Origin of the sequence: Superficieibacter sp. HKU1 (genome assembly GCF_029319185.1) — a bacterium.
Classification (GTDB): domain Bacteria; phylum Pseudomonadota; class Gammaproteobacteria; order Enterobacterales; family Enterobacteriaceae; genus Superficieibacter.
Genome location: NZ_CP119754.1, coordinates 3305493 through 3325326 on the forward strand (window position 1 = coordinate 3305493; position 19834 = coordinate 3325326).

Here is a 19834-nt window from a genome sequence, read left to right on the forward strand (position 1 = left end):
CGGCGTTAACGCGTAATGGCGTACAGCGTACCGTCTTTCGCCTGGATCAGCAGTTTGCCATCTGCAACGACAGGCTCGGTCAGGAAGCCTGAACCGTCCAGCTTTTGCTGAGCAACAAAATGACCATCATCAGGATTAATCCAGTGCAGATAGCCTTCGCTATCGCCAACCACGATGGAGCCGTTATAAAGTGCCGGAGCGGTCAGGTTACGATGCAGCAGATCGCTCTGCGTCCACTGGGTCACTCCGCCATCCGTCGTCAGCGCCAGCAGTCGATCGTTCTGATCAACGATGTAGATATGGCCACCGTCAACGATGAAATCATTGACCGAGCCCAGCTCACGTTTCCACATAATCTGGCCGCTACGTAGATCCAGTGCGGTCAGGTTACCGTTATAAGCCAGCGCGTAAATGACGCCATCCACAACCACTGGCGTGGTATCAACGTCGCTCAGACGGTCGATTTCGGTCGGACCGGTTGCCTGGGAAATACGCTGCTGCCAAATCATCTGGCCTTGCTGCATCAGCACTGCGCTAACGCGACCGTTATCGCCACCCACAATTGCCGCACCAAAAGCGGTCACCGGCGCGGATTCACCACGCAGAGACAACGCTGGCATATCAAGGTTAACGGTCCATTTAATGGCACCGCTGGCCTGATCTAACGCCTGAAGCTGACCGTTGCTGGTATGGATTAATACCATGCCATCGCTAACCACCGGACGGGAGAGCGCTTCGCCTGCAACCTGCGTTTGCCATGCCACACCGCCATCGCTGGTATTCAGCGCATAAACCTGCGCTTTTTCACTACCAACGTAGACATGCCCACCGTCAACCGTTACACCACCAGAGAGTAATGCCGGAGATGAAGACATCCAGCCCTTTTTCTCTGCCAGATTAACGGTCCAGACTTCTTTACCGTCCTCAACATTAACCGCTTTAACGGTTCCGCGACGATCGGCTGCGTACACCACACCATCAGCAAATGCCGGATGAAGATTCGAATAAAACTCACCGATTCCGCTACCGACGGAGGTATCCCATGCCGTATTCGGCGTGAACTGGTTTTCAACCTGCGGCAGTGGAGACATTTTGACCACGTCTTCTTCGCCGTTAAACAGTGAACAACCACTTAATAACGCGACAGAAAGCACGCCAGGCAGAAGTAATTTACGCAATTGCATCGGGTCCCTCTCAGATGGACAAATTATTCATTTTCATGCGCATCATTTCACTCAGCGCAGGTGAAGAGTCGCTTTTAACACCCGCTTCCCATGCAGCGTGTGCGCCCTTTTTATCACCTTTGCTCAGCAATATTTCACCACGCAAATCAGCGACGATAGCCGTCCAGCCTTCACCTTTGATATTTTCCAGCGTTTTCAGCGCCGCATCAGCCTGCTTTTGCTGAAGCTGCACGCGGGCAAGGCGCATGTTAATTACGGACTTCAGGTTTTCATCCGATGCGTCAGCCAGCCCCTGCTGTAGCTGTTTACCGGCTTTATCCAGTTCGTTCTTGTCAACGTACTGCTGGGCCAGTTCAAGGGAGGCAAAGGCCCCGTAGACGTTCTTATTTTCCGCCGCGAATTTCTCAGCAGCAGCCAATGTTTCTGGTTTATCAGCCCGCAGCGCGGAAACGGTATTGTCATAGTTGAGTGACGAGGTTCTTGACGCCTCAACCTGATGACCCGTCCAGTAACGCCAGCCTACCAGCGCGCCGATACCTAAAATCACCCCAACGGCCAGCGCTTTGCCGTTTTCAGCGAAGAAGCGTTTAAGCGCCTCAACCTGATCGTTTTCGTTCTCGTACATTTCCACGCCGTCTTACTCCTTAGCCCAGTAAAGTGCGCAAATGCGCGGCAACACTATCCTGCACGACTGCCGTTTGCTCACCAGAGCGCAAATCCTTCACTACAACGGTATGGTTTGCAACTTCAGATTCACCCAATACCAGTGCAACGCGGGCACCCCATTTATCAGCACGGGCAAACTGTTTCTTAAAGTTGCCGCCACCGTGGTTTGTCATCAGCTTCACGCCAGCAAGCTCGTTACGCAGACGTTCAGCGAGGTTCAATGCTGCAGGCTGCGTTTCTGCGCCTGAAGCCACCAGGTATATATCGACAACAGGATCGGCAGTAAATTCCGGATTAACCGCCTGAACGAGTAAAACGAGGCGTTCCAGACCCATTGCAAAACCTACCGCCGGCGTTGCGCGACCACCTAACTGTTCAACCAGACCGTCGTAACGCCCGCCTGCACACACCGTGCCCTGTGCGCCAAGGCTGTTGGTGACCCATTCAAAAACGGTACGGTTGTAGTAGTCAAGACCACGCACCAAACGCTGATTGATAGTATAAGGAATGCCGACAACTTCAAGCAGTTTACACAAGCCTGAAAAATGCTCGCGAGACGCATCATCAAGGTAATCAGCCAGTTCAGGGGCATCGTTCAGCAACGCCTGCACCTGCTGATTTTTGGAATCCAGCACGCGCAGCGGATTGGTGTACATGCGACGTTTACAGTCTTCGTCAAGCTTATCTTTGTGCTGTTCAAGGAACGCGACCAATGCTTCACGATAATTTGCGCGGGCTTCAAGGGAGCCAATCGAATTCAGTTCAAGCGTTACGTGTTCAGCGATACCCAGTTCACGCCACCAGCGGGCGGTGAGCATGATCAGCTCAGCGTCAATATCCGGTCCCTGCAGGCCAAAGACCTCCAGCCCCATCTGATGAAACTGGCGGTAGCGACCTTTTTGCGGGCGCTCATGACGGAACATCGGACCGATATACCACAGACGCTGTTCCTGATTGTGCAGCAGTCCATGTTCAATACCGGCGCGAACGCAACCCGCTGTGCCTTCAGGTCGCATGGTTAACGAGGTGACTTCTTCTGCATCGCGCTCACGATCGTTGAAAGTGTACATCTCTTTTTCAACGACATCGGTGACTTCACCAATAGCGCGTTTAAACAGATGCGTTTGCTCAAGGACAGGCGTACGAATTTCACGATATCCATAGGATTCAACGACGCCCTTGATGATCTTTTCAACACGTTGCCATACTGCGGTATCTTCCGGCAAATAATCATTCATACCGCGTACAGACTGAATTTTCTTTGACACGTTTATTCTCTATTCTGAATATAAATATGAACCCAAAGCGCTTCTCCGAACGATGCGGGAGCAGCAATATGGGTCCAATCATACACGGGAAGCTACGCGCTTCCCATCACGTTATTTTTCAAGTTGCTGCACGTCAATCCTGCGGGCCTGGTCAAGGACGTTGGCCTTTGCCCGGATGCGCGCTTCAAGCTGGCCGATCATATCGTCGTTATCAAGACGGTCTTTACGCACACCATCTTCATACAGCCCGCTTTTTTTATTGCCGCCGGTGACGCCAAGCGTGGAAACCAGCGCTTCGCCAGGACCATTCACAACGCAGCCGATGATCGAAACATCCATCGGCGTAATGATATCTTCCAGCCGCTGCTCCAGCGCATTGACCGTGCCGATTACATCGAATTCCTGACGTGAACAGGTCGGGCAGGCAATGAAGTTGATCCCCCGAGCACGAATGCGCAGTGATTTCAGGATATCAAAGCCCACTTTGATCTCTTCCACCGGATCGGCTGCCAGCGAAACGCGCAGGGTGTCGCCAATTCCTTCAGAAAGCAGCAGGCCGAGCCCTATGGCCGATTTCACCGCCCCGCTACGTGCGCCGCCCGCTTCGGTGATCCCCAAATGCAGCGGCTGATCGATTTGCTTCGCCAGCAGGCGATAGGATTCCACGGCAAGGAAAACGTCGGAGGCTTTTACGCTGACTTTGAATTGATCGAAGTTGAGGCGATCAAGATGATCCACATGGCGCATCGCGGATTCGAGCAGCGCCTGCGGCGTCGGCTCACCGTACTTTTCCTGCAGATCTTTTTCCAGCGAACCGGCGTTAACGCCGATGCGGATCGGGATGTTTTTATCGCGGGCGCAATCGACAACGGTACGAATACGCTCCTCGTTACCGATATTGCCTGGGTTGATACGCAGACAATCGACGCCGTATTCCGCCACTTTCAGCGCAATACGGTAGTCAAAGTGAATATCCGCTACCAGCGGGACGTTGACCTGTTGTTTAATCTGTTTGAAGGCTTCGGCGGCATCCATGGTCGGCACGGAGACGCGAACGATGTCGGCCCCCACGCGCTCCAGCGCTCTGATTTGGTTAACCGTGGCCTCAACATCCGTCGTGCGGGTGTTGGTCATTGATTGTACAGCGATGGGTGCACCATCGCCGATTGGCACATTGCCCACATAAATCCGTTTCGATTTCCTGCGTTGAATAGGGGCCTGGTTATGCATGAAAACTCTCCTGCGGTGCCCGTCTGTTACTGTGCTGCTGCCTGGTCGGCATTGAGAGTCAGACGCGCAACCTGATTAGATCGTACAAAGCGGCTCAAATCGACCGGTTTTCCCTGGAACTGGATCTGAACCGCAGCCGGCGCACCGATTTTAAGCTTATAGGGCAGTTGACCGTTAAGGTTTAAATGGCCGCCGCTACGCTGGGTGCCGCTGTAAATTTTCTTGCCGGTCGCATCGGCCACTTCCAGCCAGCATTCGGCGTTGAAATCCATGATCAGCGCGTTGGCGTCCGCCGGAGCCGTTACGCCAGCCTGATCGGTGGGCAGCGGCGCGGCGGCGGGAGCCGTATCTACATTCGTCCGGGAGGGCGCAACGACCGCATTAGCCTGCGCATTGGTTGCAGGCGTTGTGGAGTCTGTCGGCGCAGGCGTCGTTTGCGGCGCAGACGCTGTGTCAGGAGTAGTAGTTAACGGAACGGCGTTGCTTTGTTCGGAATCTGGCGGCGTGCCGGTATCCAGCGGGACGCTTTGATCGTGTGTGTCGCTGGCATTCAGTTCAGCGGAAGACTGCGCTTCCATCGTATTGATTTCTTCCTGCTGCGCTTTATGGTTTTGCCACCACCACAGCCCCGTGAAACTCAGGACGACAAAGAAGATAATCCAGGTAATAAAGCCCATCATCCAGCCGCTGCGCTTTTTACGCTGCTTGCCGAGCGCGAACGTCTGCATCGGGGCCACTTTCGCCGCCCTCACCGGTGCCTGCTTCTCCATCATAGGAAGCAGCTCTTCTTCCGGAATATGCACCAGACGTGCATAGGAGCGGATGTAGCCACGCAGGAATGTTGAAGCCAGATCGGCAGGCGCCTTATCTTCTTCAATATCGCGAACCGTGGAAACCTTCAGGCATAAGCGTTCTGCAACCGCTTGTTGGCTGAGTCCGAGTTGCTCACGGGCGTTGCGTAGTCGTACGCCGGTGGTTTGTGCTTCATGTTGGTCTTGGGTGGCTTCAGTATTCATTCGCTACAACTGCTGGTACGTGAAATTAAAATTCTGGTGCCGACCTGTGCCCGCACCGCGAAAAATTTGCCTGGTTAACGACAGACAGTATATGACTGTCAGGCTAACTATCACAGAACAGCTTGAGCACGTGTTGCTAAGCTGTTGTTGTATCGCTACATACTGCCTTAAAGCTGGAAAAAACGCACCGTAATTATTTCCCTCACGAGTGGGTTTCTCCCAATCATTCAACATATTTATGCACTGCGCGTCATACCTTGCGCGCAGTGCTCAGCTGTTCAGACCGCCTTAACGGCAATCGGTTCACCCTGCATACGCTTACGCATTGTACGCTTAGTACGGTCAATAACATCCCCTGCCAGCTGTCCGCAGGCGGCGTCGATATCATCACCGCGTGTTTTACGCACAATAGTCGTAAAACCATAGCTCATCAGCACTTTACAGAAGCGGTCAATGCGACTGTTTGAGCTGCGGCCATACGGTGCACCGGGGAACGGGTTCCATGGGATCAGGTTGATCTTACACGGCGTGTCTTTTAGCAGCTCGGCTAATTCATGCGCGTGCTCGGTACCATCATTGACGTGATCCAGCATGACATACTCAATGGTCACTCGTCCCTGATTGGCATTGGACTTATCCAGGTAACGACGAACGGAAGAGAGGAAGGTCTCGATATTGTACTTTTTGTTAATCGGTACAATTTCGTCACGGATTTGGTCGTTAGGCGCGTGCAGAGAGATGGCCAGCGCAACGTCAATCATATCACCCAGTTTATCCAGCGCAGGCACCACGCCTGAGGTAGAAAGGGTAACGCGACGTTTAGAAAGACCAAAACCAAAGTCGTCCAGCATAATTTCCATTGCCGGTACTACGTTAGTCAGGTTAAGCAGCGGCTCGCCCATCCCCATCATTACCACGTTGGTGATAGGACGCGTCCCGGTGACTTTCATCGCGCCGACAATTTTCGCCGCTCGCCATACCTGACCGATAATTTCCGACACGCGCAGATTGCGGTTAAAACCCTGCTGCGCGGTGGAGCAGAATTTACACTCTAACGCGCAGCCAACCTGTGAGGAGACGCACAGTGTCGCGCGATCGTCTTCCGGAATATAAACCGTCTCAACGCGCTGATCGCCAACGGCGATCGCCCATTTAATGGTGCCGTCGGAAGAACGCTGTTCTTCAACCACTTCCGGGGCGCGGATTTCCGCGACGTCTTTAAGTTTGTTGCGCAGAACCTTGTTGATATCCGTCATATCATCAAAGTTGTCGCTGCAATAGTGGTACATCCACTTCATCACCTGATCGGCGCGGAAGGGTTTCTCGCCTAAGTCTTTAAAAAACTCGCGCATCTGCTGACGGTTAAGATCCAGCAGGTTAATTTTTCCATCTTTATTGGCAACCGCCGGGATGGCGATCTCAGGCGTGACATTAAGTTCTGACATAATTTAATCCGGCCTCGTTATTACACGTTATGGCCCCTGGAGGGTTGAAAAAGAAACGCCCCGTTAAACGGGGGCGCTGCATTGTACAAATTATGCTGCACAGATGCCACGCCTGCGCGCGACATTCGTGAAATAAAGTGTAAAGAGGGAGATTAGCGGGTGCGCGGGCACACTTCGCCTTCGCCGAAGAAGTAAGCGATTTCACGTTCAGCGGACTCGACGGAGTCGGAACCGTGAGTGCCGTTCTCGGTCAGGCTGTCAGCGTAATCAGCGCGCAGGGTACCCGCCAGCGCGTTCGCCGGGTTGGTAGCACCAAGAATTTCACGATGACGACGCACGGCGTCTTCACCTTCCAGCACGGTTACCACGATCGGGCCGGACGTCATAAACGAAACCAGGCCGTCAAAGAAAGGTTTGCCCTGATGCTCAGCGTAAAAACCGCCCGCTTTCTCAGCGCTGAGATGCAGCATTTTGGTACCGACAATTTTCAGACCTGCTGTTTCAAAACGAGCAAAAATGCTGCCAATAACGTTTTTTGCCACCGCGTTTGGTTTGATGATGGAAAAAGTACGTTCAATAGCCATGATAACCTCTGTTTGTTGTTCTGCCGTTGCACATCGCGCGGGATCCAGGAGCGCGAATTATAATGAGCAACGGTAACGTTGCCTATGGATGAAGATAACATTTTTTTAAAATAAAGTGAGTTTTAGCAACAAGTACGGCGCATACCGTGCTGATGCTGCCGGCAAAGCGGGCACACGCCGTTTTCACTCTCCCGGGATGCAAAGGCACGCTGGCAGGTCGGGCATTGCACGGTAAACAGTACGTGCTGGCTCAGCGGTTCGCTGCGCGGCCCGGCCTCAAGCGTAATAGCCTGAGACGGACAAACCGCCTGACAATTTTTGCAGTCGGTGCAACGAACTGATTCTATCTCAAAAAAATTCTCTGTCAGACGTAACGCGCTTTCCGGGCAAACACGTGCACAGGCTCCGCAAAGGTGGCAACGTTGAGGATCAACGACCGGGATCGTCTCACTAAGCTGCGGATAAAGCTGGCGCAAAAGACGCTTTCCCGCCGGGACGCTGGCACAATGCACTGACGCTGCACGCGCCTGAAACAGTGCCCGCCTTGCCACGTTAACCCCGGTCGCCGCCGGAGGGAGAAGACGCCAGAGAGGCTCCTGCCAGCGCTGTAATACCAGATTCAGACGCGCCACCGCCAGCACCCAGCCGGGGTGCGCATCGCTGTCACAGGCGACGGCGCGCAGGTGATAAAGACGATGCCATATCAACAGTTCTGCCGTGCTCGCTGGCTGAAAAGACAGCGGTGCAACCAGTGCATCCCCGCAATAATGGCGAGAAGGCGCGGCAATACCGTGGATGGCTTCGCGGGGGCAGGCAAAGAGACAATCCCCACAGTGCAGGCAGTGTTCGTGAACAAGCGTGACCTTCCCTTCGACAAACGTCAACGCCTGAACGGGGCAGACATCCACGCAGGCACGGCAGGAAGAACGGTGCAGAAGATGATGCGTGCAGGAGGCACCGATCGCCGGTACCTCCTGAGGTTGTGCCAGTAAGATACGCACGGTCAGCCGATGCTAAAAAAGACAAAGCGCAGGATCAGTTCGGCAATCACCAGCAGCAGGCTTCCGAGAATGAGCGCGCCCTTGGCTTTTCTCAGGCCGCCGACCGCGAAGCAGAAAAGGCCCACCACCGATACCACCCAGGCTGCGATATACACATCGTGCAGCTGTTGCAGGCGCACTAATGGCGCATGGGGAAGCGTGACGATCTGCTGGCTGGCGTTCATGATGGCGTCAAACCACAGCGGCTGAACCAGCAGGCGGGCCAACACCATGATAGCGACCACCACCACAGCGTATTTCGCCAGCGCGGGTAAGCAGGTCCAGCGCCCTTTCAGCGCCATCAACGCGATGAGCACCGAGCCCACGATCCCGGCGGTGCCGTAGAACAGAAACAACGTATTAACGTGTTGCCAGGTGATCACCGAGGTATGCATGTAAATCTGCCCCATGCAATACACGTCAATAACGCCAAACAACGCCGCCAGTGGCAACAGCAGATTCCCGCCCGGCTTGCGGACGATCATCAACAGCCCGCTCAACCCGAGTACGGCGAGGTAGAGAGAAGCAAAAACGACCTCGCGACTGAGCCACGAGCTGGCAACATGCCGCAAGGCGTTAAGCGCGTTTAGCGGATAACCCATGTGCAGCATTGAGGCCAGCAGGCCAATGCAGGCCATCACAAACGCCAGCACGACGCCGGGCAGCACGGACCCGGCGCGCGAACGCAGCAGCGCCAGCCATAACGTCACGCCTACCGAGCCCTGCAATAGCAGCGTAAAGAGCAGTAATGGTAACTCATGCATGATGCTGCTCCTCTTTTTCTGCACCCTGGTGTGGCTTAATCACCAGACTCGGATGCGTAATGCTGGCTTCCGGTAATCCTTTCACGCTGTCTACGCTGCCGTATTTCGCACGCAGCTCATCGATGGGACCGAACTTAATTGCTCCCAGTGGACAGGTTGCCACGCAGACCGGCTGCTTACCTTTGGTTTGTAAATCGACGCAGAAATCGCATTTGGACATCTGCCCGGTTTGCGTATTCAACTGCGGCGCGCCGTAAGGACAAGACCATGCGCAGTAGCCGCAGCCCACGCATTTATCGGTGTTGACGCGCACGATGCCGTCGCCCGGACGCTTGTGCATCGCAGTGGTCGGGCAGTTTTTGGTGCAGATCGGATCGGCACAATGGTTACAGGAGATGGAAAGCGTGTAGGCAAACACGTTGTTTTGCACCCCGCCCTGCCCGGTTGGAATAAACCCGCCGCCGGTCACTTCATAAACGCGACGGAAACGGCGTCCGACTTCCAGATTGTTTTTATCTTTGCAGGCTACCTGACAGGCTTTGCAGCCCGAGCAGCGTGAAGAGTCGATAAAAAAGCCCAGCTGTTTATCGCTCACGGGCGGATAGTCTTTAAACTGACTCATGCTTTGGCTACCTCCACGAGCATGGTTTGATGGGAGTTGCCTTTTGCCAGCGCCGTAATACGGGCCGAGCTCAGCACGTTGGCGCAGCCGCCACGGTCGATACCCTGCGCATCGGGTTGCCACCAGGCCCCCGCCTGCATTGCTACCACGCCGGGAATAATGCGCGGCGTCACTTCTGCCGGCACAATACTCACGCCGCGATCGTTATGGATACGCACCTCGTCACCCTGTTTAATGCCGCGCTTTTGCGCATCCTGTGGATTAATCCACAATTTTTGGATCTGCACTTCCTGCAGCCAGGGGTTGGCGTACTGCGTGGAGTTGGCGCGGTTTTTACCCTTCCAGGTGATCATCTGTAGCGGGTATTTTGCGCTCAGCGCGTCTTCCGGCCCTTCATGGGCAGGGACATAGTGCGACAGCGCCGGGATTTCCGGATGGTGCATGTCGTACAGCCGCTGAGAAAAGATCTCGATTTTGCCCGAGGGCGTCGGGAAAGGATGATTTTCCGGATCGCGGATGTTGTTTTCAAAAGCGATAAACGGCTCGCTTTTGAACAGGTGCTGCCGCGTTTTTTGCAGGGTGGCAAAATCCGGCAGCGCCTCATCCGGCATTGCCAGACGGGTTTGCTCCCAGATATGCTCGATCCACGCTTTCTCGTCGCGTCCCTGACTGAACGCTTTTTCGATGCCCAATTTCGCCGCGACGTCGCGCAGCCATTCATAGTCTGAGCGGCGTTCAAATTCAGGCTCGATCAGTTTTTCTGACAGCACCAGATAGCTGCCGGTGCCCCAGGTTTCACCGATATTCCACCGCTCCATAAAACTGGTTTCCGGCAGCAGCAGATCGGCGTATCTGGCCCTCGGCGTCATGAACAAATCACTCGCCACGATGAATTCAATTTTGGACTCATCTTCCAGCAGGCGGGCCGCCTGATGCAGATCCGGGTTCTGGTTGGTGAGGTAGTTACCGGCCAGCGAGAACAGCAGACGAATATTGCTGTCGAGTTTTTCTGCCCCTTTCAGTCCGTCCTGCGGAGTGACTTTAGAGGCGTCATCTGCCGCCTGCATCCAGTTCATTACCGAAATCTGGGCGCTGACCGGGTTATCCGGCATTTCTGGCCCAACGCAGAATTTACGGTTAGCACAACCGCCATAGCCCGCCGCCCAGCCGCCTTTCACGCCAACGTTACCGGTGATGGTCGCCAGCAGCGTCGAACCACGCGCGGTGCGCTCCCCGCAGTTGTGGCGCTGCGGACCCCAGCCCTGAATCAACGCTGCCGGTTTGGTACTGGCATAATCACGCGCCAGCTGGCGAATGGTTTGTGCCGGAACGTGGGTGATCGCTTCTGCCCACTCAGGCGTTTTATGCACGCCGTCTTTCGCGCCGGTGAGGTATGCCACCAGCGATTCGTTTGCCGGCACGCCTTCCGGCATGGAGTCTTCGTCAAAACCCAGCGTATAACGACGAATAAAAGCCTCGTCATGCAGCTTCTCGGTGATGATGACGTACATCATCGCATCCATCAGCGCGTTATCAGTGGTAGGCAGCAGTGGGATCCACTGATCGGCCAGCGACGAGACGGTATCTGAATAGCGCGGATCGACCACGATAAAGCGGGTTCCGTTCTGTTTCATCTGCTGGAAGAAGTGGTTGGTGTGACCAAAAATGGTCTCCGTTGGGTTATGTCCCCAGAGGATCACCAGTTTGGTGTCAAGCAGCGTGTCCAGCGAGCTACCGCTGGCGGCAATGCCGTAGGTATATGGCGTGGCGGCGGCAGTATTGCCCATACTGACGGAGTGATAGCTCGCCAGGTAGCCCCCCGTCAGATTCAGCAGGCGCTGCGCCATAAGATTGCCGGAGAAGGTACCGCCGGAGGTAGCGGTGCCAACATGCATATAGCGCGATGCCGGTCCATATTTGGCCGTAATGCTTTTCAGCTTATCGGCAATTATCGTAGTGGCTTCGTCCCAGGAAATCCGCTCGAACTTCCCTTCTCCGCGTTTGCCCACACGCTTCATCGGATATTTCAGACGATCCGGATGGTAGACAAACTTACGGTAGCCGCGACCGCGCACGCAGGCGCGCATGATCGGCATTTGCGGGTCAAGCGCGTCGTCCGGACGCGTGGAAATGCGGGTAACGACGCCGTCCTGCACATGCGCACGGATGTCACATTTGCCGCCGCAGTCGAAGGTACTACAGGTGTGAACGACACGCTCAGCGGCACCGCTTTCTGCCGCTGGCTGAACAGATTCGCTGGCCGCGTGGCCTGGCGCGGTAAAGAATGGCAGGGCAATCAGAGCGGAACTGGCCTGCAGGAAATGCCGCCGTGATAAATGAGGTAGCAACTTCTCGGGTGGGCTATTTTTCGCACTCATTACGTTTCATCCGTAAATGAACGCGATTTTGCCGCTTTCCGGATGAGCGGCGTTTGACCATTGTCAAAAAAGACTAATCTATTAATTTTAAAGTAACTTAACCGAAATGGTTCTTATTTGTATGGAGATTGATGACAAACCTGTTTTGCTATTATGTTCGCCTTTTTGCCGGGTGGCGGCTTCGCCTTACCCGGCCTACAAAACCAGCATTATCAATCGGTTATTCACAATCTGTAGGCCTGTGCAAGCGAAGCTCCGCCAGGCATCACTCCACAGCATAACGTTTATCAGCAGCCTGATTCATTCCGCCTGTTTTCAGCGTAATTCAAACGTCACCGTCGCAACCTGCCCTGCGTCATCCATCGCCACAAGCTGATAGCTCTGCGCTTTTTCAAGTTGCAGGGTGATGATATTTCCTGCGTCGCTCAGCGCTTCACCGTTTAAAAACCACCATCTGCGGCCTTCACCACCTGTCGTCTGAACGGGCAGCGAGACGGTCATCTGGCCTGGCAAACGGCGAATAACCGCCCCGTCACGGACACCGGAGAGCACCAGCGGCAGGATGTTTTGCTGCTGTCGCGGCGGACAGGTGCGGGAAGCTGGCGGAAGACGCGCGGCGCGGCGCTCCGCTGCCGGTAGCCAGGGTTCCAGCGGCAACGGCCAGACCTGAAGCTCTTTTTCCACCGCGTCCGGGCAATCCGCCGCAACCCGCTGTCCGGCAGTATTCAGCCAGACAGGGAAATGAATTCCCCGAATGCCTTCCTGTCCTGGTAGCAGTAGCGTCGGCGGCTGGCTTTGGTCCAGAAGCCAGGTGGCCAGGCGGCGGCGGCAGTTAGTATCACCGGCGGGCAATGCCTGGCCTCCCGGCCAGCAAATCGTGGCAGCGCTGACCGATGACGGGCGCGGATCGACCGGCACACGTTCTCCCGAGGTGACGGGGCGCGATTGCAGAATATTATTAAGCTGATTAAGCAGCGGCACCGCGCTGGCGAAACCAAACTGGCCGGCCACCGGCGTGCCGTCCGGGCGTCCGGTCCAGATGCCGATGGTATAACGGGCATTTAAGCCAACCGCCCAGGCATCACGGTAGCCGTAGCTGGTGCCGGTTTTCCACGCCAGCGGCGCGACGCGCGGCAACGAGCCGTCTGGCAGAGGCTGATCTTCCCCGCCAAGAATACGACGGATGATCCACGCGGCCCCCGGCGACAGCAGCGGTCGTTCGATCAGCGGATCGTCCGGCAGCAGACGCAGGCGGCCCGCTTTGCCGTGACGGGCAAAGGCGCTGTACGCGGCAGTGATATCTTCCAGCCTGGCGCCCGCGCCGCCGAGGATCAGCGCCAGGTTAGGCTGGGCGTTTGCTGGCAGGATCAGCGGTAGTCCGGCATTGCGCAGCCGGGCGGCAAACTGTTTAGGCCCGTACGCTTCCAGCACCTGAACGGCAGGCAGGTTCAGCGAGCGGACCAGCGCGTCACTCATGCTGACCGGACCGTGAAATCCGCTGTCGAAGTTACCGGGACGGTAGTCTCCAACCCGACGCGGCACGTCCTGAAGCAGCGACGCCGCATGGATCAGCCCTTCATCCATCGCCATTCCGTAGACGAAGGGTTTAAGCACCGATCCCGGCGATCGGATCGCCGCGACCATGTCCACATGCCCAAAGCGACTGTCATCATTGATATCTGCCGAGCCCACCCAGCCACGCACTTTCATGTTGGTATGATCGACGACGATCATCGCCAGCGAGCTGCGCGGCGGCAGGCGCGATTTCCAGTTCATCGCCAGCTCTTCCATCTGGCGCTGCAACGTGGCGTCGAGGGTAGTGACAATTTTGTCCTGTCTGCTTTTTGCCAGCACCCGGCGAGAAAACAGCGGCGCCAGCTGTGGCATCTGGCGGGGGAACAGCCAGACCGGCTCCTGCTGCGCCTCTTTTATTCGCGCAGCGGGCCAGACGCCCTGGGTGAGCATCCGTTCAAGCACTTTGTCCCGCGCCGCCTGAGCGCGTTCCGGCCAGCGATCCGGGCGCAGGCGGCTGGGGGCCTGCGGCAACACGGCTAATAGCGCGGCTTCCGAATAGCTGAGCTGCGCCGGGGCTTTTCCGAGATAGGCCCAGCTGGCCGCGCCGACTCCCTGTAGCGTACCGCCAAACGGCGCACGGTTAAGATAGAGGGTCAGGATATCGCGTTTTGACAGGTGCCATTCCAGTTGCAGGGCGCGCCAGACCTGGCGGATCTTGCCGCCAAAGGTACGCGGATGCGGGTCGAGTAAGCGCGCCACCTGCATGGTGAGGGTACTGCCGCCAGAGACGATTTGACCGGAGGTAAGATCCTGCCAGGCGGCGCGGGCGATCGCCAGCGGGTTGATGCCGGGATGCTTCCAGAACCAGCGGTCTTCATAGTGCAGCAGCGCCTCAATATAGCGCGGGGATACCTCTTCCGGCGTAACCGGATAACGCCAGATCCCGTCTGCATCGGCAAAGCGCCACAACGGCGTGCCGTCTTCCGCCACCACCACGCGTGCAGGGGTAACGTCTTTTAACGGCAGCGGCCACAGGCGATCGGCAGTGAAAACGGCCAGCCACAGTACCAATGGAAAACCCGCCAGCCAGAGCCAGCGGGTTTTTATTTTACGCAGTACAGGCATATTACGGCGTAACGATCAGCGGTCCATTTGTCGTTCCGGTGGCGCGCCACTGAGGAACATACATGGATTCCACCTGCGGCGCAGGCAGCTGATAGGTCCCCGGCGTTACCGCACGCGCCAGATAAACCAGCGTCACCGGCTGCCCTTCATTCACCGCCACTGCCGCCACAAAGCGATCGTCGCGGAATTCAACGTGCTGAATATCCGCCTGCTGCATTTGGGTGACCAGCGCCTGCACTTCCGTCGCGTTATCTTCGAGGCTGGCGCTGCTGTTAGCGAGGTTCTGGTTTTCCAGCTCCAGGCCCGCAGGCAGCAAATCAACCACCAGCGCGTCCGGCACATTCTGGCTGGCCGTTACTTCGAGCTGGACGAGCACCAGATCGCCGCTACGCAGCGCGCTCAGTGATTTCGTCTGCCCTTTGGTGTCATAGATATGGCGCTCAATATGCAGCACCTTGCCTGACGGCGCAGGCGCATATTCAGGATAACCCGTGCTGTCCAGGCGCAGCCACAGCGGCTGGCTACCGGTGTTGGTCACCTGGAGGGCCGATAGCTGATCGGCGGTGACATTGTGCACCTGCGCTTTATCGGCGCTCAGCGGCTGCACATCAAGCGAGGTTTGCGCCTGCCAGTTACCCGGCAGATCCTGCAATCCTCTCGCGGCAAGGAACAGGGCGTTGGTTTCCTGCGTTGAAAGCCAGCGCTGACCAAATGCCTCTTCAGAAAGCGCGGTCAGCAGACGATTTTGCTCTTCCGGCAGCAGGTTATTTTCTTTCAACAGCGTCAGCATCATGGCGTCATCGCGCAGCACGCTGCCGTAGTCCGCCACCCAGACGTGGTTGTTGGTGCGCGGCGTTTTCATTGCCAGCTGAAGCGCCTGCTCACTGCGCGGCGCATCGCCCATCGCTTTCAGCGCGATGCTGAGCTGCAACAGCGGTAAACCAGAGGCCGCCTGTTCATGACGATCCCAGATTTCACGCAGTGCCCCCAGCGGCGCTTTCTGCTGACGCGCCAGCACCAGCGCGGCGTAAGCCTGCGCCGCAAAGCGGCTTGCCTGGGCGTTATCGCTGTAGCGAATGGTCATCAGCCCCGGCTCCTGGAGATAGCGCAGCAAACGGTTATTGCCTTTGCTCATCGCTTCTGCCGGAACGCTATACCCCTGCTCGCTGGCGCGAACGAGGAAATCCATCACATAAGCGGTAAGCCAGTATTCTTCCTGACCGTCTTTATCCCACAGGGCAAAACCGCCGTCTGCGCGCTGCATTTGCAGCAGGCGGGAAATGCCAAGGTCAATCGCGGCACGGCGTTGTTCATCGCTGTCGCCTTTAATACCCAGCGTTTTCAACTGCGCGGCGCTGGTATAAAGCGACGGGAAAAGGCCGCTGGTGGTCTGCTCAAGGCAACCGTAAGGGTAGGCTTTCAGCTCACGGATATAGCGCGCCAGATTGAGCGGCGGTTTACCGCTCAGCAGCAGTTGTCCCTGTAAAGTAGCCGGTGAAAAGTTCTGTAGCGCACCCGCCGGTATCTGCCAGCTTTCACCGGCCTGAAGCACGGTACCCAGATTCACGGTTTGTGCCGGGAACGCCGGACGCACGCCGAGCTTCCACTGTTTTTGCATCGGCGGCAGATTTTCACCCGGCAGGTTAAGGCCGCTGATGGTGGCATCAATTTCCCCCTCGCCATAACCATCGCGCGCACTTACCGGCACGAACAGCGTAACGCGCACGCCTGGATCGATTTTCAGCGGCTTCGGCTGCGATCCTTCCAGGGTTAACAGGCCGCCGGTTTTAAGGGCGACGTTGAGCGTTTGCGGTTTATCGGTGAGATTCGTAACGTCCAGGGTCAGACGAGAAGCATCGCCGCTGGCAATAAAGCGCGGCATATTGAGTTCGGCAATCACCGGTGCGGCAACGACCACTTTATCTTCGCTGCTGCCAAAGTCTTCCGTTGTCCAGGCCTGCGCCATAACGCGCAGTTCACCGTTAAAATCGCCAACAGGCAACGTAACCGTACCTTCGCCGTTATCATCCAGCACTACCGGCTGCGCCTGCTGGGCGATGATATTGACGTGATTCACCGGCGGTTTACCACCACGGTTAAGTTCATCGCCGTCACCCCCAAAGCGCAGGCTGGCAAGACGTCCCTGACCTTCAATGACCTGACCGTAGATATCGTAAATATCCGCGCCGTAGCGTTTTTGGCCGAAGAAAGCTTTCCACGGATCCGGCGTCACATAGTCGGTAATGTTCAGCACGCCGCTATCTACCGCCGAGAGCAGGACGTTAACCTGTTTCGGCAGCGCCCCCTCTTTCACGCTGGCTTTCACTTTTACCGTCAGCGGCTGGTTAGGACGCATTTTGTCCGGGCTGTCCAGCGCGATATTCAGACGACGGTTTTCATCGCCCATCGGCAGATGCAGAATGCCAACGGCGCGTTTCGGCGTGGCCGAGCGGGATTTATCACCGGGACGAACCACCAGCGTACTCAGATAGAGATCGTGACGATTCCAGCTTTTGTCGATGGGAATGGTGAGGTCCATACCGTCGGCGGGAACGTCAATTTCCTGCCACCACAGCGGCCCTTCACTGGACTCCACCATCGCATAGCCTTTTCCGGCAGCAGGCGCGGCGATATGCAGCTTAATGCTGTCACCCGGTTTGTAAAAAGCTTTGTCCAGCTTCATGGTCACGCGATCGGGACGCGCTGCGCCGGTGCCGTCGCTGTTATCCTGCCAGCTGTAGCCAGCCCAAAAGCGCACGCTGCTGATGGTGTCGTTCGGCGCTTTGACTTCCAGACGATAAGAGCCCCATTCGACCGGGAAGCTGACTTTACCGGTAGCGTCCGCCGCCAGATCCAGCGATTGCTCACCTTCCACCAGGTCTTTCTGATCGAACTGCGACTCCCAGCCTTCACTTTCCGACCAGTTCCAGAAATAGTCGCGACGCTCGCGGATCAGGCGAACCTGCAATCCTGAAACCGCTTTTTTCTGCCCCTGAGCGTTGGCATAGACAATATCAAACGCGGCGTTACTGTTCTCTTCGACCACCGGCTGATTGACGGTAGCATCGGTGCGATAGTCATATACCGCTTTGCTGGCGAACTGGGGACGGATACCAGGCAGCGTATCCGCAGGCCAGATCGCCTGTTCGGCACGACGGGTCACTGGGCGACCGCCGGATTCCAGCAGGCTGGCCTGTAACAATACCTGCAACGGTGAATGCGCTTCCTGCCACTGGCTGTCGGTTGAGACCTGACCATGGCCTTTCGCATCCAGCTTCAGGTTGACTTCATCCAGGGTGCGAGAGAGGTTATCTTCGCTGACGTCGCCAAACTGGAAGCCAGGCAGTGCATTAACCGCTTCACGCAGCGGACGCAGGAACAGTTTTCCCTGTAGCGTGTTGCTCGCCGCCGGAGCGCCATACAGGTAATAGCCAACTACGTCAAAATTAACGCTGTCGGCCGGAGCCAGCGGCGTTTTTTGCGCGGTCAGATTGAGTGCCATCCGCTCCGGCATAAAATCTTCAACGTTGAAATCCCACAGGCGCGGCTGGTTATCGCCAGTGTTCGCACGAATGTGCCACATCCCGGTTGCCGCCGTGCTTTCCAGCGGATAGGTAAAGCGATAAAGCCCATTTTCTGCTTTGCTCACTACCGTGCGGACCACCTGGCCGTCTGGCTTGACGACTTCCAGCTTAACCGGCTGGTCGGCCAGCGCTTTACCATCGCTGTCGCGCAGCAAGCCGTTAAGGATCACCGTTTCGCCTGGGCGATAGAGATCGCGCGGGCCAAACATGAAAAATTGTTTACTAAAACCAGGGTCGCCGGCGATTTTAAACTCGGCCAGATCCAGCGCTGGCAGATTGAGGTCCAGCAAGGTGGTCTGCCCGTCTTTACGGGCCAGCAGCAGCGCCCCGGCTTTTTCACTTTGCAGCGTGGTACGACCGTGACTGTCGCTGGTGGCCTGCGCCAGCGTCTGCCCTTTTTCATTCAGCAGCATGACATCTACGCCAGACTGCAATGCGCCGTTTTCCAGGCTCTGGGTAAAGACTTCCAGCCGGTTATGATAGCGGTGGGTCGAGAGGCCGATATCACTCAGCGTAAACAGCGTGGCGGCATTGCTGTAACTGTAATGCCCGGCCTGATTCATGACCGCAATATAAACGCCCGCCTGCTGTAACGGTTTTATGTCGCCAAGCGGCAGCATCAGTTTTTCCTGGGTATTTTTGGCCGGATTGAGATCGAAACGCCCGGTATAGACCAGGTCAGCCATCTTCAGCAGCTCATCCGATTCCCAGTTTGACAGTGAACTGCGGTATTCCCACTGGCTGACGAAAGCCGCCAGCGATTCAGGCTTCACGCGGAAAAAATTGACATCGATGTTATCAACGTTCAGCGCCATTACCGGCAGACCTTCAACCACTTTGCCCGGCAGCAGCGAGCCACGGCTGGCAAATCCGACGGACGGCTGAATATTGCGCGTGGTGATAGCCTTCTCAAAAGATTTGCCGAAGGTGGCTTTGTTAAGTGCGGTAACGCCCGCATCAACAGTGAGGACCAGGTTGCGGTTTGGCTCCAGATGGCGCAAACGCAGTTCTTTCAGATTCGGGGCCAGTTCCCATGCGCCATCAACCTTGCCCTCTTTTTTATCGACCAGATGGACGGTGCGGGAAAAGTCCTGCTCAGGATCGAGAGGAATAGAGAATGTCAGCACCAGCGTTGCGGCACCTTCAAGCTGGACTTCAGAAGCATCCAGCAAATTGAGCGCTTTGCCCTGACTTTGCGCCGCCAGTTTTTTAAGCTGTTCAGCATCCGGTTTTGCCGGTGGCGTTTTCGCCTGCGCTGTCGTTGAGGTCGACGCCGCTGCCGGCGTCGCCGCCTGAGTTTTATTATTATCATCGCATCCAGCAAGGCTGAAGGCGGCCACCAGCGTAAGCGTTAATGCCGTCAGGCGGAACTGTTTCATTTATTAATCCCTGGCCGAAAAGCCGTCAATCACG

General features: G+C 56.3%; 13 protein-coding genes. All 13 read right to left on the reverse strand.

Annotated elements, in window-relative coordinates; all coding sequences use genetic code 11:
* Positions 1-5 precede the first annotated feature (5 nt).
* The 13 genes from bamB to P0H77_RS15805 all read right to left on the reverse strand — a co-directional run bounded on the left by bamB (position 6) and on the right by P0H77_RS15805 (position 19800).
* A complete protein-coding gene (bamB, locus tag P0H77_RS15745) occupies positions 6-1184 on the reverse strand; it encodes an outer membrane protein assembly factor BamB (protein WP_276158008.1) in 1179 nt (392 codons plus the stop codon).
* Between the two features lie 10 nt (positions 1185-1194).
* Positions 1195-1815: a YfgM family protein gene (locus P0H77_RS15750; RefSeq protein ID WP_276158010.1), complete on the reverse strand. Its 621-nt coding sequence runs from the start codon at positions 1813-1815 to the stop codon at positions 1195-1197.
* Positions 1816-1828: 13 nt separating this feature from the next.
* Positions 1829-3118 carry a histidine--tRNA ligase gene (gene hisS / locus P0H77_RS15755; RefSeq protein WP_276158012.1) on the reverse strand — a complete coding sequence of 430 codons (1290 nt, stop codon included), beginning with the start codon at positions 3116-3118 and terminating at the stop codon, positions 1829-1831.
* A 111-nt stretch (positions 3119-3229) separates the two neighbouring features.
* Entirely contained in the window at positions 3230-4348 is a 1119-nt protein-coding gene (ispG, locus tag P0H77_RS15760; RefSeq protein ID WP_276158014.1) for a flavodoxin-dependent (E)-4-hydroxy-3-methylbut-2-enyl-diphosphate synthase, read from the reverse strand.
* A 26-nt stretch (positions 4349-4374) separates the two neighbouring features.
* Positions 4375-5364 carry a cytoskeleton protein RodZ gene (rodZ, locus tag P0H77_RS15765; RefSeq protein WP_276158016.1) on the reverse strand — a complete coding sequence of 330 codons (990 nt, stop codon included), beginning with the start codon at positions 5362-5364 and terminating at the stop codon, positions 4375-4377.
* A 278-nt stretch (positions 5365-5642) separates the two neighbouring features.
* Positions 5643-6809, reverse strand: coding sequence for a bifunctional tRNA (adenosine(37)-C2)-methyltransferase TrmG/ribosomal RNA large subunit methyltransferase RlmN (locus tag P0H77_RS15770; RefSeq protein WP_276158018.1), 1167 nt, complete (start codon positions 6807-6809; stop codon positions 5643-5645).
* Between the two features lie 152 nt (positions 6810-6961).
* Positions 6962-7393, reverse strand: coding sequence for a nucleoside-diphosphate kinase (gene ndk / locus P0H77_RS15775; protein WP_276158020.1), 432 nt, complete (start codon positions 7391-7393; stop codon positions 6962-6964).
* Between the two features lie 122 nt (positions 7394-7515).
* Positions 7516-8394: a 4Fe-4S binding protein gene (locus tag P0H77_RS15780; protein ID WP_276158021.1), complete on the reverse strand. Its 879-nt coding sequence runs from the start codon at positions 8392-8394 to the stop codon at positions 7516-7518.
* Between the two features lie 2 nt (positions 8395-8396).
* A complete protein-coding gene (locus P0H77_RS15785; RefSeq protein WP_276158023.1) occupies positions 8397-9197 on the reverse strand; it encodes a DmsC/YnfH family molybdoenzyme membrane anchor subunit in 801 nt (266 codons plus the stop codon).
* Positions 9190-9819: a DMSO/selenate family reductase complex B subunit gene (locus P0H77_RS15790; RefSeq protein ID WP_276158025.1), complete on the reverse strand. Its 630-nt coding sequence runs from the start codon at positions 9817-9819 to the stop codon at positions 9190-9192. The genes P0H77_RS15785 and P0H77_RS15790 overlap by 8 nt, the downstream gene beginning before the upstream one ends.
* A complete protein-coding gene (locus P0H77_RS15795) occupies positions 9816-12197 on the reverse strand; it encodes a DMSO/selenate family reductase complex A subunit (protein WP_276158027.1) in 2382 nt (793 codons plus the stop codon). Before P0H77_RS15795 ends, P0H77_RS15790 begins: the two co-directional genes overlap by 4 nt.
* 315 nt (positions 12198-12512) lie before the next feature.
* Positions 12513-14837 (reverse strand): peptidoglycan glycosyltransferase PbpC, encoded by a 2325-nt coding sequence (gene pbpC / locus P0H77_RS15800; RefSeq protein WP_276158029.1) that lies wholly within the window; start codon positions 14835-14837, stop codon positions 12513-12515.
* 1 nt (position 14838) lies between these two features.
* Positions 14839-19800, reverse strand: a complete 4962-nt coding sequence (locus P0H77_RS15805; protein WP_276158031.1) for an alpha-2-macroglobulin — start codon at positions 19798-19800, stop codon at positions 14839-14841.
* Positions 19801-19834: the final 34 nt, after the last annotated feature.

Coding starts and splice junctions, on each gene's coding strand:
- rodZ (WP_276158016.1), bottom strand. CDS start 5,364: ATGAATACTGAAGCCACCCAAGACCAACATGAAGCACAAACCACCGGC.
- ispG (WP_276158014.1), bottom strand. CDS start 4,348: ATGCATAACCAGGCCCCTATTCAACGCAGGAAATCGAAACGGATTTAT.
- P0H77_RS15770 (WP_276158018.1), bottom strand. CDS start 6,809: ATGTCAGAACTTAATGTCACGCCTGAGATCGCCATCCCGGCGGTTGCC.
- pbpC (WP_276158029.1), bottom strand. CDS start 14,837: ATGCCTGTACTGCGTAAAATAAAAACCCGCTGGCTCTGGCTGGCGGGT.
- P0H77_RS15785 (WP_276158023.1), bottom strand. CDS start 9,197: ATGCATGAGTTACCATTACTGCTCTTTACGCTGCTATTGCAGGGCTCG.
- P0H77_RS15790 (WP_276158025.1), bottom strand. CDS start 9,819: ATGAGTCAGTTTAAAGACTATCCGCCCGTGAGCGATAAACAGCTGGGC.
- bamB (WP_276158008.1), bottom strand. CDS start 1,184: ATGCAATTGCGTAAATTACTTCTGCCTGGCGTGCTTTCTGTCGCGTTA.
- ndk (WP_276158020.1), bottom strand. CDS start 7,393: ATGGCTATTGAACGTACTTTTTCCATCATCAAACCAAACGCGGTGGCA.
- P0H77_RS15795 (WP_276158027.1), bottom strand. CDS start 12,197: ATGAGTGCGAAAAATAGCCCACCCGAGAAGTTGCTACCTCATTTATCA.
- P0H77_RS15805 (WP_276158031.1), bottom strand. CDS start 19,800: ATGAAACAGTTCCGCCTGACGGCATTAACGCTTACGCTGGTGGCCGCC.